8 protein-coding genes are annotated in these 12889 nt (G+C 64.9%); 4 read left to right on the forward strand and 4 right to left on the reverse strand.

The window, feature by feature from the left end; translation table 11 throughout:
* Window positions 1–49 precede the first annotated feature (49 nt).
* Window positions 50–1540: an aldehyde dehydrogenase family protein gene (locus tag F3J45_RS18865; RefSeq protein WP_167066078.1), complete on the reverse strand. Its 1491-nt coding sequence runs from the start codon at window positions 1538–1540 to the stop codon at window positions 50–52.
* 136 nt (window positions 1541–1676) lie between these two features.
* Between F3J45_RS18865 and F3J45_RS18870 the strand changes: the two genes are divergently transcribed.
* Window positions 1677–2567 carry a LysR family transcriptional regulator gene (locus F3J45_RS18870; protein ID WP_167066081.1) on the forward strand — a complete coding sequence of 297 codons (891 nt, stop codon included), beginning with the start codon at window positions 1677–1679 and terminating at the stop codon, window positions 2565–2567.
* Between the two features lie 167 nt (window positions 2568–2734).
* On the forward strand, window positions 2735–4120 hold the full coding sequence (locus tag F3J45_RS18875) for a VOC family protein (protein WP_167066083.1): 1386 nt from the start codon (window positions 2735–2737) through the stop codon (window positions 4118–4120).
* Window positions 4121–4220: 100 nt separating this feature from the next.
* Here the strand turns inward: F3J45_RS18875 and F3J45_RS18880 are convergent, their stop codons facing one another.
* Both F3J45_RS18880 and F3J45_RS18885 read right to left on the reverse strand, forming a co-directional pair.
* The gene (locus F3J45_RS18880; RefSeq protein ID WP_167066086.1) at window positions 4221–6119 is read right to left on the reverse strand and encodes a methyl-accepting chemotaxis protein; all 1899 of its coding nucleotides are present in this window, start codon (window positions 6117–6119) and stop codon (window positions 4221–4223) included.
* 256 nt (window positions 6120–6375) lie between these two features.
* Window positions 6376–7302, reverse strand: coding sequence for a LysR substrate-binding domain-containing protein (locus tag F3J45_RS18885; protein ID WP_167066089.1), 927 nt, complete (start codon window positions 7300–7302; stop codon window positions 6376–6378).
* A 156-nt stretch (window positions 7303–7458) separates the two neighbouring features.
* Here F3J45_RS18885 and F3J45_RS18890 point away from each other — a divergent pair, with 156 nt between their 5' ends.
* A complete protein-coding gene (locus F3J45_RS18890; protein WP_167066092.1) occupies window positions 7459–8841 on the forward strand; it encodes a NorM family multidrug efflux MATE transporter in 1383 nt (460 codons plus the stop codon).
* Between the two features lie 65 nt (window positions 8842–8906).
* On the opposite strand, the gene F3J45_RS18895 is transcribed toward F3J45_RS18890, so the two are convergent.
* Window positions 8907–10574: a bifunctional diguanylate cyclase/phosphodiesterase gene (locus F3J45_RS18895; RefSeq protein ID WP_167066095.1), complete on the reverse strand. Its 1668-nt coding sequence runs from the start codon at window positions 10572–10574 to the stop codon at window positions 8907–8909.
* A gap of 300 nt (window positions 10575–10874) precedes the next feature.
* On the opposite strand from F3J45_RS18895, the gene rep reads away from it, so the two are divergent.
* The gene (rep, locus tag F3J45_RS18900) at window positions 10875–12884 is read left to right on the forward strand and encodes a DNA helicase Rep (protein ID WP_167066097.1); all 2010 of its coding nucleotides are present in this window, start codon (window positions 10875–10877) and stop codon (window positions 12882–12884) included.
* Window positions 12885–12889: the final 5 nt, after the last annotated feature.

A 12889-nucleotide genomic window follows, 5' to 3' on the forward strand; every position in this document is an offset into this window, starting at 1 on the left:
TTGCCTGCGCGAACCGGGGGCAAGCCCCCGGCCATACCGCCTCATTCCATCAATCGAACACGATACCCTGGGCCAGCGGCAGCTCACGCGAGTAGTTCACGGTATTGGTCTGGCGGCGCATATAACCCTTCCAGGCATCCGACCCGGACTCGCGCCCACCGCCGGTTTCCTTCTCGCCGCCAAACGCCCCGCCGATCTCCGCACCGCTGGTACCGATGTTGACGTTGGCAATGCCGCAATCGCTGCCCGAAGCACTCTGGAAGCGCTCGGCCTCGCGAATGTCGGTGGTGAAGATGCACGAGGACAGGCCCTGTGGCACTTCGTTGTTCAGGCGCAGGGCCTCTTCGAAGTCATCGTAGGCCAGCACGTACAGAATCGGCGCGAACGTCTCGTGGCGCACCACATCGCTCTGGGCTGGCATTTCGGCAATGGCCGGCGACACGTAGTAGGCATTCGGGTACTGCTCGGCCAGTTGGCGCTCACCGCCGAACACCTGGCCACCCTCGTCGCGGGCCTTGGCCAGTGCGCCTTGCATGGCGTCGAACGACAGCTTGTCGATCAGCGGGCCGACCAGGTTGTCCTTGCGAGGGTCGCCGATGCGCACCTTGCCATAGGCGGCTTTGACGCGGGCCACCACTTCGTCCTTGATCGAGCGGTGCACGATCAGGCGGCGCAGGGTGGTGCAGCGCTGGCCGGCGGTGCCTACGGCCGAGAACAGGATGCCGCGCACGGCCAGGTCCAGGTCGGCGCTCGGGGCCAGGATCATGGCGTTGTTGCCGCCCAGCTCCAGGATGCTGCGGCCAAAGCGGGCCGCTACCCGTGGGCCCACTTCACGGCCCATGCGGGTGCTGCCGGTGGCGCTGACCAGCGGCACGCGCGGGTCGTCGACCAGGGCTTCGCCGGCTTCACGGCCACCGATCACCAGCTGGGCCAAGCCCGCCGGGGCATCGCCGAAGGCGTTCAGGGCTTTTTCGAACAGCGCCTGGCAGGCCAGGGCAGTCAGTGGGGTTTTCTCGGACGGTTTCCACACCACGGCGTTGCCGGCCACCAGGGCCAGGGAGGTGTTCCACGCCCACACGGCGACCGGGAAGTTGAAGGCGCTGATCACGCCGACCACGCCCAGCGGGTGCCAGGTTTCGCGCATGTGGTGGCCGGGGCGTTCGGAGGCAATGGTCAGGCCGTACAGCTGGCGCGACAGGCCAACGGCGAAGTCGCAGATGTCGATCATTTCCTGCACTTCGCCCAAGCCTTCCTGGGTGATCTTGCCGGCTTCGATGGACACCAGTTCGCCAAGGTCGGCCTTGTGCGCACGCAGCACTTCGCCAAACAGGCGCACCAGTTCGCCACGGCGCGGGGCCGGCACGCTGCGCCAGGCTTCGAAGGCGCGCTGGGCCTGGTCGATGCGGGCGGTGGTCTCGGCCTTGCCGAGCAGTTTCACCGAGGCGATCTGGCTGCCGTCGATCGGCGTGTGAACAGGGTAGTCGCCCTGGGTGTAAGCCTCGGCGGCAACGCCAAGGCGCTCGAGCAATCCAGCAACCATTTGTGCTTCTCCTACATCGGGTGATGGGGTGGAAAAATGATGTGGATCAGTATTAATCCGATCACACCGGTGCAACAAACGACCTTTATTCCGCATATCATTCCGTCAGGTAATGATCCGAGCCACAGAGACCGCTATGTCCAAACGCCTGGTGCCTTCCATGACCGCGCTGCAGTGCTTCGAGGCCGCAGCCCGTCACCTGAGCTTTACCCGTGCCGCCGAAGAACTGCACCTGACGCAAAGTGCGGTCAGCAAGCAGGTGGCGCAGCTTGAAGACATGCTGCGCCACCACCTGTTCCTGCGCATCCGCCGGCGCCTGCAACTGACCCCGGCCGGCAGCCTGTACCTGGCCGAGGTCAACAAGATCCTCACCCAGGTCGACATGTCCAGCCGCTACGTGCTGACCTACGGCGAGCAGACCGAGATATTGAAGGTAGCCACTCAACCGAGTTTTGGCGTGCGCTGGCTGATTCCGCACCTCAAGGGCTTCGGCAAGCGCCACCCCAATATCCACCTGGATATCCGCAACGAGATGGAGCCGTTTGCCCTGCTGCAAGGCTCGGCGGATGCGGTGTTCTTCTATGGGCAGGGCACCTGGCCGGGGGCAACCTGCATCGAGCTGTTCGGCGAGGAAGTGGTGCCGGTGTGTGCCCCGGAGTTGCTGGCCGGGGGTGAGCCAGACAGTGCCGAGGCATTGGCGCAGCGGGTGCTGCTGCAAAGCACGTCGCGGCCGGAGGCCTGGCATGAATGGTTTCTGGAGCTGGGGTTGCACAGTGTCAGTGCCTACCACGGGCCGCGCTTCGATACGTTCTATATGGCGCTCAGTGCAGCGCAGGCCGGCTGTGGGGTGGCGTTGGTGCCGCGGTACCTGGTGGCGAAGGAGTTGGCCGAGGGCAGTCTGGTGATTGCCTGGGACCATGCGATGAAAAGTGCCGGGAAGCATTACCTGGCGTTTGCCGAGCATGCGGCGGAGGTGCCGAAGGTGCGGGCGTTGGTGGAATGGATTCGCGAGCAGCTTCCGGGTTGAGGGCCTCTTCGCGGGGCAAGCCCGCTCCTACAAGGCGCGGGCTTGCCCCGCGAAGAGGCCCTAAAGGTCGATCGCAAATGGAATGACTGGCGCACTTTTTTTCGCTTGTGAGCCAAGTGCATTCCCAGCTTTCATGTAAGTGTCCGAACCCAACCAGGAAGCTTGCGATGCCCGCCCACGATTTCGTCAGCCCCGACAGCATCCGCGCGCAGTTCTCTGCCGCCATGTCGCTCATGTACAAACAGGAAGTGCCGCTGTATGGCACGCTGCTGGAGCTGGTGAGCGAAATCAACCAGCAGGTGATGGCCGAACAGCCTCAGGTGGCGCAGGCCCTGCGCTGGACCGGCGAGGTCGAGCGCCTGGACCAGGAGCGCCACGGCGCCATCCGCGTTGGCAGCGCCGAGGAGCTGGCGACCATCGCCCGCCTGTTCGCGGTCATGGGCATGCAGCCGGTGGGCTACTACGACCTCAGCTCAGCCGGCGTGCCGGTGCATTCCACGGCCTTTCGCGCCGTGCACGAGCAATCGCTGCACGTCAGCCCGTTCCGTGTGTTCACCTCGCTGCTGCGCCTGGAACTGATCGACAACCCGCAACTGCGCGCCATGGCCCAGGGCATCCTCGCCAAGCGCCAGATCTTCACCCGCCGCGCCCTGGAGCTGATTGCCCAGTGCGAACGCGATGGCGGCTTGAGCGCGGCCGATGCCAACGAATTCGTGCAAGAAGCGCTGCACACCTTCCGCTGGCACCAGGAGGCAACGGTCACCGCCGAGCAGTACCAGCAGCTGCACGACCAGCATCGCCTGATCGCCGACGTGGTGGCCTTCAAGGGCCCGCACATCAACCACCTGACCCCACGCACCCTGGACATCGACGCCATCCAGCTGGGCATGCCGGCCAAGGGCATTCCGCCGAAGGCCGTGGTCGAAGGCCCGCCCACCCGTCGCCACCCGATTCTGCTGCGCCAGACCAGCTTCAAGGCACTGCAGGAGAAGGTGGCCTTCAGCGACCACCAAGGCAGCCACACGGCTCGCTTCGGCGAAATCGAACAACGTGGCGCGGCACTGACGCCCAAGGGCCGCCTGCTGTACGACAAGCTGCTCGATGCCACCCGCGCCGCCCTGGGGGGCGTGCCGGCCGAAGCCAATGCCGAGCGCTACAGGGCGCTGTTGCAGGAAACCTTCGCCCAGTTCCCGGATGACCTGGCGCAGATGCGTGAGCAGGGCCTGGCGTATTTCCGCTATTTCGCGACCGACAAGGGCCTGGCGGCGCGTGGTCAGGCTGACCGCCCGACCACGCTGCAGGGGCTGATCGAGGCTGGTCACGTGCACTTCGAAGCGCTGGTGTACGAGGACTTCCTGCCCGTGAGCGCTGCGGGGATCTTCCAGTCCAACCTCGGCGATGAAGGCCAGGCCGACTATGGCAGCAATGCCAACCGCGAGGCGTTCGAGGCGGCGCTGGGGTTGCAGGTGCAGGATGAGTTGGCGCTGTATGCGCAGAGTGAACAGCGCTCGTTGCAGGCGTGTGCCCAGGCGTTGGGCCTGAGTTCAATGTAGGGCCCCGATCGCGACCTACGATCGCTCCTACCAGGGATTGCACGCCCCGGTAGGAGCGACCGCAGGTCGCGAATGGGCCGCAACGCGGCCCCGTACGGTGTCAGCGGAAGCGCCCCACTTCCTCGCGCAACTGCGCCGCCAACCCTTCCAGCTCACGAGCGGTAAAGGCCAGTTCATTGGCCACATCCCGCTGCTCGCTGTTGGCCTGGGCAATGCTCTGCAGGTTGCGGCTGAGCACCGTCGCAGTGCTGCTCTGCTCCTGGGTCGCCGTGCTGATCACGGCAAACTGCTCACCCGCCGTGCGGCTTTGTTCATCGATCCGCGCCAGCGCCTGAGCCACCTTGTCGTTACGCTCCAGCCCCTGCTGCATCAATTGGTTACCCTGCTCCAGGGTGGTGATGGCATGCCCGGTCTGCTGCTGGATGCTGGTAATCATCCCGGAAATTTCATCGGTGGCCTGGCGGGTACGGGCCGCCAACCCACGCACTTCGTCGGCCACCACGGCAAAGCCGCGGCCCTGCTCACCAGCACGGGCGGCCTCAATGGCTGCGTTGAGCGCCAGCAGGTTGGTTTGCTCGGCAATCGACGTGATCACGCTGATGATGCCGCCGATCTCCTGCGAGCGCGCGCCCAGGCTGTCCATCACCGTGGCGGTGCCACCGAGGGCTTCGGCAATCTGTTTCAGCGAGCTGGACGCCTCGTCCATGGCGCTGCGGCCGATGCGGGTTTGCTGGGCGTTGTCGCGGGCCATGCGCTCGGTGCCGGCCATGTTGTCGGCGATGTTCATGGACGTGGCGCTGAACTCTTCCACGGCGCCGGCCATGCTGGTGATCTCCCCTGACTGCTGGTCCATGCCCTCGCACGCCCCGGTGGACAACCCCGAGAGCGACCGGGCACGGCTGCTGACCTGTTCGGAGGCGCTACGGATGTGCTCGACCATGGTCGACAAGGCATCGCCCATGCGGTTGAAACTGCGCGCCAACTGGCCGATCTCGTCATGGCTGGTGACGTTCAGGCGTGCACTGAGATCGCCTGCGCCGAGGGCTTCGGCCTGGCGAACCAGGTCGTCCAGCGGGCGCAGCCTGCGGCGCAGCAGCCACAGGGTGGCGGCCACGGCCAGCAGCATCGCCAGCAGGCTACCAATGGCCAGGCGCAGGCCAACGCTCCAGGTCACCTCGCGGATTTCCGCTTTGGGCATGCTGGCGACCACGGTCCAGGGGCCTTCGGCGAAGGGTGCGCTGGCGCTGAACAGGTCCTGGTCGGCATTGGCCGGGGGCACCAGCCACTGGCCCTGCTCGTCGCGAATGGCCAGGGAACCGGTTTCGCCGATGCGAAAGCGCTTGAGGTTGGCGAACTGGGCATTCTGCGCATCGGTGTAGTCGAAGCCGACGAACAGCACGGCGATCACCCGGCCGCTGCTGTCGCTGACCGGCACGTAGCGGGTCATGTAGTTGCGCTCGAACAGCACCGCGCGGCCAACGTACATCTGCCCGGCCAACAGCTTGGTGTAGGCCGGGTGCTTGCGGTCGAGCAGGGTACCGATGGCGCGGCTGCCGTCTTGCTTCTTCAGGTTGGTGCTGATGCGTACGAAGTCATCGCCGCTGCGCACGAACAGGGTCGCGATGCCGGCGGTCATCTGCTGGAATTCGTCGACCACCTGGAAGTCGTTGTTGAGCAGCTGATCGCCCTGGTACAGCGCAGGCGTAGCCTGGCCTGCAACCTCTACCGTCTCACCCGGGCGCAGCGCCAGGCCTGCGGCAAAGCGGCGCTCGAACAGGCCGCTGAGGCGTTGGGTGTTTTCCTTGAGCGAGCCGTGGAAGGTGTCGAGCTGGTCGGCCAGCAGCCGAGCTTCGCTGGCCAGGTGCGCCTGGCGGGTGGCGAGGTTGGCGTCGTCCAGCGCGCGCAGGGCGAACAGGGTACTGCCGGAAATCACCAAGGCCAGCACGATGGCGAGGGCGACACCGAGCTGGGAGGCGATTCGGGCACGCGGTTGAGACATGAAAAGGCTCCTGGCAAGAGGCTGGGATCGATCCTGATCACGCTGACCGCCTGCTGATAATCGACGGGAAAGCGCGTCCTCTTCCGGGACGCTGGTACCAGTAGATCGGCGTCGGTTTTGAATACTTGAGTGTCGGGTTGGGGTATTGGCAAACGTTTTCTTTTGCCTGTGCCGGCGCTTTCGCGGGGCAAGCCCGCTCCACAAGGAAGGTGGATGTAGGAGCGGGCTTGCCCCGCGAAAGGGCCGGCACAGGCAATCAAAAGGCCGGCAGGATATCCACAGCTGGCAACGCCACCGCCGCCGCCTCTTCCTGCAAGAACACGCTCAAGCGCCGTAACCGCTCGCCACCGGGCCGGGTCCGAGGCCACACCAGGTAGTAGTCCATCCCGCTGGGCACCGCCGTTGGCCACGGCAGGCTCAAACGCCGCTGGGCCACATCCTCGGCCACCATCAGCAAGTCGCCCATCGAGATGCCGTACCCTCGCGCCGCCGCGATCATGCCCAGCTCCAGGGTGTCGAACACCTGCCCTCCCTTGAGCGATACCTTGTCGCTCAGGCCCATGCGCTCCAGCCATTCGCGCCAGTCACGCTTGTCTGGCGTGGGGTGCAGCAACTCGATACCGGCCAGCCTGCGCTCGTCCCAAGGCCCCTGCTCCAGCAGATCGGGCGCGCCCACGGGAATCAGCAGCTCGGAAAACAGCCGGCGCACTTCCCAGTCGGCGGGAAATACCCCATCGCTGAGCAACACCGCGCAATCGAACGGTTCCTGGTTGAAGTCGACATGGTCGACATCCATCCAGGCGCTGGTCAGTTGCACCTCGTTGCCCGGCTGCAGGTGCCGGAAATGGCTCAAGCGTGCCAGTAGCCAGCGCATGGTCAGGGTCGAGGGGGCTTTCATGCGCAAAATGTCATCTTCCCCACGCAAGGTATCGCAGGCCCGCTCCAGCGCGGCGAAGCCTTCACGCACGCCGGGCAACAGCACCCGCGCTGCCTCGGTCAATTGCAGGTTGCGACCGCTGCGCACGAACAAGCGGCAGGCGAAGTGCTCTTCCAAGGTGCGAATATGCCGGCTGACGGCACTCTGGGTAATCGACAGCTCTACCCCGGCACGGGTAAACGAACTCAGCCGGGCCGCGGCTTCGAATGCGCGCAGCGCATACAACGGGGGCATCTGACGAGACATGAGGCACCTGCCATGTTTGGGCGCGACGAACATGGGAGAAATCATACGCGCATGACTTTAACTCATGCCATGCATCGCTTTTATCCTTTTGTGCAAAGCTGACCGAAGCCTCAGAATCGTCCCTCGCCCACAGGCCCAGGAAGAAGGATTTCACCCATGCACGTTGCGCCCACCACTGAACTCAAGGCTTTGCTGCGCCTGGCCGGGCCGCTGATCGCCTCGCAGTTGGCGCACATGCTGATGGTGCTGACCGACACCCTGATGATGGCCCGCATCAGCCCCCAGGCCCTGGCCGGCGGTGGCTTGGGGGCGGCGAGCTATTCGTTCGTGTCGATCTTCTGCCTGGGCGTGATCGCCGCAGTCGGCACCCTGGTGGCGATTCGCAAGGGCGCCAAAGACATCGAAGGCGCCACGCGCCTGGCGCAGAACGGCTTGTGGCTGGCCTGGGGCCTGGCGCTGCTGGCGGCATTGGCACTGTGGAACCTCAAGCCGGTGCTGTTGCTGTTCGGCCAGCAGCCAGCCAACGTCGACGCGGCCAGCGAGTTCCTGACCCTGCTTCCACTGGCCCTGCCCGGCTACCTGACCTTCATGGCCCTGCGTGGTTTTACCAGCGCCCTGGGCCGCTCCACCCCGGTCATGGTCATCAGCCTGGTGGGCACGGTGCTCAACTACCTGCTCAACGTGGCCCTGATCGAGGGCATGTTCGGCCTGCCCAAGCTGGGCCTGATGGGCATTGGCCTGGTGACGGCGGTGGTGTCGATGGGCATGGCCATCGCCCTGGCGCTGTACATTCGCTGGCACCCGGCCTATGCCGACTACCCACTGCGCAAGGGCCTGTCGCGCCCGTCGCTGGCGGCGCTGCGCGAGTTGTGGCGGCTGGGGCTGCCGATTGGCGGCACCTACATGGTGGAAGTGGGGCTGTTCGCCTTTGCCGCGCTGTGCATGGGTGTGCTGGGCAGCACCGAGCTTGCGGCGCACCAGATCGCCCTGCAGATCGTGTCCACCGCGTTCATGGTGCCGACCGGGCTTTCCTATGCGGTAACCATGCGCGTGGGGCTGTACTACGGCGGCGGCAACCTGCTTGCGGCGCGCAGCGCCGGGCGCGTGGGGATCGGCTTCGGGGCGATGATCATGTTCGGCTTCGCGGCATTGTTCTGGCTGCTGCCCGAGGCATTGGTGGGTGTTTTCATCAACCGTAGTGACCCAGGCTTTGCGGCGATCTATCAACTGGCCGTGCAACTGCTGATGGTGGCGGCCTGGTTCGAGCTGTTCGACGGCATGCAGACCATCGCCATGGGCTCGATCCGTGGGCTGAAGGACGCCAAGACCACCTTCCTGATCGGGCTGTGCTGCTATTGGCTGGTGGGGGCGCCGAGCGCCTGGCTGTTCGCCTTCAACCTTGGTGGTGGCGCGGTGGGGATCTGGTGGGGGCTGGCGTTGGGGCTGGCCTGTGCAGCGGTGGCGTTGACCTTGGGGTTCGAGTGGCGGATGAAGCGGTTGATGGTGAAGGCCGGGGTTGGGGTGGCGGTTTCGGCCTGACATGAGGGCCCTTTCGCGGGGCAAGCCCGCTCCTACCAAGAGCAGGCGGGCCCCGCGAAAGGGCCCTAGAAGGCTGCCGCCAGCTCCAGGCCTGAGGCCTGTACCAGGTATTCGATCAACTCCCCCACCGGCAGCGGCTTGCTGACCAGGAACCCTTGCACCTGGTCACAGCCGAACTCGCGCAGCAAGGCCATCTGCTCGGGGGTTTCAACCCCTTCGGCTACGACTTCCAGGTTGAGGTTGTGCGCCAGGTTGATCATCGCATGCACCAGCTTGCGGTTCTCCTCGCGCATCTCCATTTCAGCGACGAAGCTGCGGTCGACCTTGAGCAAGGTAATCGGCAGGCTGTTCAGGTGCACGAACGATGAGAAGCCGGTGCCGAAGTCGTCCAGCGAGAAACGCACCCCCAGCCGGCCCAGGGCGTCCATGGTCTGGCGCACCAGCTCGTTACGGCGCATCACTGCGGTTTCGGTGAGCTCGAACTCCAGCCAACGGGCGTCCACCCCATGCTCGATGATCAGGCGGCTCAGGGTTGCCAGCAGCTGGCTGTCCTGGAATTGGCGGAAGCTCAGGTTCACCGCCATGTGCAGCGGCGCCAGCCCGCGCTCGCGCAGGGCCTGCATGTCGCGCAGGGCGCGGGAGATCACCCAGTAGCCCAGCGGCACGATCAACCCGCTCTGCTCTGCCAGCGGCACGAACTCGCTGGGCGGCAGCAGCCCGCGCTCGGCGTGGCGCCAGCGCACCAGCGCTTCCAGGCCGACGATGCGGCCATCGGCCAGGTTCAGCCGCGGCTGGTAATGCAGCTCCAGCTCATCGCGGCGCAGGGCGCGGCGCAGCTCGCTTTCCAGGTCGGCCAGGCTGCGCGCGTTGCGGTTGATACGCTCGTTGAACACATGGAACGTGCACCCCTGCACGCCCTTGGCCTGGCGCATGGCAATGTGCGCGTGCCACATCAACGGGTCGGCGCCGCCCTGGGTACGGGCATGGGCGATGCCCAGGCTGCAGCCCAGCAGCAGGCTTTCGCCGTCGATCCAGTAGGGCTCGGCCAGGGCCTCGACGATACGCTCGGCGATCCACTCGGCGCGGTTGGGGTCGCGGCGGGTGTCGATCAGCAGGGCGAACTCATCGCTACCCAGGCGCGCCAGCTGGTCGCTGGCTTCGAGCTCTTTCTTGAGCCGCGACACCACCTGCAGAATCAGCCGGTCGCCGCCTTGGTGGCCAAGGGCGTCGTTGACGTGGCGGAAGTTGTCGAGGTCGAGATGGCCCAGGGCCAGGCCGCGACCGTCGTTTTCCGCCAGGCGTGCGGTGAGCAGGGCCTGGAAGCCCTGGCGGTTGGCGATGCCAGTGAGCGGGTCCTGCTCGGCCAGGCGCTGCAAAGTCGCCACCAGCACCCCGCGCTCACGCACATGGCGCAGCGAACGGCGCAGGGCATCACTGGTGAGCTGGCCGCGTACCAGCCAGTCGCTGACGCCCGTGGGGGTGGCCGCAGGTTCGTGGTCCAGCAACAGGATGGTCGGCAGTTCGCAGCGCCCCGCAGCCGGTTGCAACGCTGGCGTGGCCAGCACCACGGCCTGGCGGTCGTGGCTGAACAGGCTGTCGACCGCCGCCCAGTTCGGCGCGGTCAGCAATACCGCGGCGTCGCCCAGGGGCTTGAGGCGCTCGCGCAACAAGGCGGCCCACTCCGGCTCATCGGCCAACAGCAGCAAACGCAGAGGTTCGGCAGGCGTGGACAAGCGGGCTCCTTAAGGCTTGGGCGTAATACGTTGGGCGCACGATATGCTACTGCATAAATGAAAATGATTTTCACTTTTAGACATATCCTTTGCCTGCAGCGCCTCCCGTCGCAATTTGACGTGCATCCTGAGGGAAACGCGCTAAAGCAGCAATTAGGTTTTTTTCGGTGAATACCATTAGTTTGATTCATGCTATGGGCCGCAAGAGAAAGTCTGACTCAAACGTCAGACGGTCACGCCACAAACGCCCCATGCCTGTTAGAATGCGCGGCTATTTTCTGGCGACCCCCGGTTTCTAGCATGTCCCGACTCAATCCCCGGCAACAGGAAGCCCGTGACTACGTCGGCGGCCCTCTATTGGTGCTCGCCGGTGCAGGTTCGGGCAAGACCAGCGTGATTACGCGCAAGATTGCCCACCTCATCCAGAACTGCGGCATCCGTGCCCAGTACATCGTGGCGATGACCTTCACCAACAAGGCTGCCCGCGAGATGAAGGAACGGGTCGCCACCCTGCTGCGCCCGGGGGAAGGCCGCGGCCTGACGGTGTGTACCTTCCACAACCTGGGCCTGAACATCATCCGCAAGGAGCATGAGCGCCTGGGCTACAAGCCGGGCTTCTCGATCTTCGACGAGTCCGACATCAAGGCGTTGCTGTCGGACATCATGCAGAAGGAATATTCCGGCGACGACGGCATCGACGAGATCAAGAACATGATCGGTGCCTGGAAGAACGACCTGATCCTGCCCGCCGAAGCCCTGGAAAACGCCCGCAACCCACGCGAGCAGACCGCCGCCATCGTCTACACCCACTACCAGCGCACGCTCAAGGCGTTCAACGCGGTGGACTTCGACGACCTGATCCTGCTGCCGGTCAAGCTGTTCCAGGAACACCCCGACGTGCTCGAACGCTGGCAGAACCGCGTGCGCTACCTGTTGGTGGACGAATACCAGGACACCAACGCCAGCCAGTACCTGCTGGTGAAGATGCTGATCGGCATGCGCAACCAGTTCACCGTGGTAGGCGACGACGACCAGTCGATCTACGCCTGGCGGGGCGCGCGCCCAGAGAACCTGATGCTGCTCAAGGAGGACTACCCCTCCCTGAAGATCGTCATGCTCGAACAGAACTACCGCTCCACCAGCCGCATCCTGCGCTGCGCCAACGTGCTGATCGCCAACAACCCGCATGCCTTCGAGAAAGAGCTGTGGAGCGAGATGGGCGTGGGTGACGAAATCCGCGTGATCCGCTGCAAGAACGAGGAAGCCGAGGCCGAACGGGTGGCCATGGAAATCCTCACCCTGCACCTGCGCACCAACCGCCCGTACAGCGACTTCGCCATCCTCTACCGTGGCAACTACCAGGCCAAGCTGATCGAACTGAAGCTGCAGCACCACCAGGTGCCGTATCGCCTGTCCGGTGGCAACAGCTTCTTCGGCCGCCAGGAGGTCAAGGACCTGATGGCCTACCTGCGCCTGCTGGTGAACCCGGACGACGACAACGCCTACCTGCGGGTGATCAACGTGCCGCGCCGGGAAATCGGTTCCACCACCCTGGAAAAGCTGGGCAACTACGCCACCGAGCGCAAGATCTCGATGTATGCCGCCAGCGAGGAGCTGGGCCTGGGCGAGCACCTGGACGCCCGCTACACCGAGCGCCTGCAGCGCTTCAAGCACTGGCTGGACGGGGTACGCCACAAGGTCGCCCTGGAAGACCCGATTGCCGCGCTGCACGAGATGATCCGCGACATCGACTACGAGAACTGGATTCGCCAGCAAACCGCCAGCGACAAGGCTGCCGAGTTCCGTATCAGCAACGTCTGGTTCCTGGTCGAGGCGCTGAAGAACACCCTCGAAAAGGACGAAGAGGGCGACATGACCATCGAGGACGCCATCGGCAAGCTGGTGCTACGCGACATGCTCGAACGCCAGCAGGAAGAGGAAGAGAACGCCGAGGGCGTGCAGATGATGACCCTGCATGCCTCCAAGGGCCTGGAATTCCCTTACGTGTTCATCATGGGCATGGAGGAGGAAATCCTCCCCCACCGTTCCAGCATCGAGGCCGACACCATCGAAGAAGAGCGCCGCCTGGCCTACGTGGGCATCACCCGCGCCCGCCAGACCCTGGCCTTCACCTTCGCAGCCAAGCGCAAGCAGTACGGTGAAATCATCGACTGCACGCCCAGCCGTTTCCTCGACGAACTGCCGCCCGACGACCTGGCCTGGGAAGGCCTGGACGATGCGCCGGTCGAGGTGAAGGCCGCACGTGGCAACAACGCCCTGGCCGACATCCGGGCAATGCTCAAACGCTGATCAAC

It is taken from the genome of Pantoea sp. Ap-967, assembly GCF_011752565.1.
Lineage (GTDB): Bacteria > Pseudomonadota > Gammaproteobacteria > Pseudomonadales > Pseudomonadaceae > Aquipseudomonas.

Excerpts from the sequence above, each read along its gene's own strand:
- F3J45_RS18865 (WP_167066078.1), bottom strand. The coding sequence starts at position 1,540 with ATGGTTGCTGGATTGCTCGAGCGCCTTGGCGTTGCCGCCGAGGCTTAC.
- F3J45_RS18870 (WP_167066081.1), top strand. The coding sequence starts at position 1,677 with ATGTCCAAACGCCTGGTGCCTTCCATGACCGCGCTGCAGTGCTTCGAG.
- F3J45_RS18875 (WP_167066083.1), top strand. The coding sequence starts at position 2,735 with ATGCCCGCCCACGATTTCGTCAGCCCCGACAGCATCCGCGCGCAGTTC.
- F3J45_RS18880 (WP_167066086.1), bottom strand. The coding sequence starts at position 6,119 with ATGTCTCAACCGCGTGCCCGAATCGCCTCCCAGCTCGGTGTCGCCCTC.
- F3J45_RS18885 (WP_167066089.1), bottom strand. The coding sequence starts at position 7,302 with ATGTCTCGTCAGATGCCCCCGTTGTATGCGCTGCGCGCATTCGAAGCC.
- F3J45_RS18890 (WP_167066092.1), top strand. The coding sequence starts at position 7,459 with ATGCACGTTGCGCCCACCACTGAACTCAAGGCTTTGCTGCGCCTGGCC.
- rep (WP_167066097.1), top strand. The coding sequence starts at position 10,875 with ATGTCCCGACTCAATCCCCGGCAACAGGAAGCCCGTGACTACGTCGGC.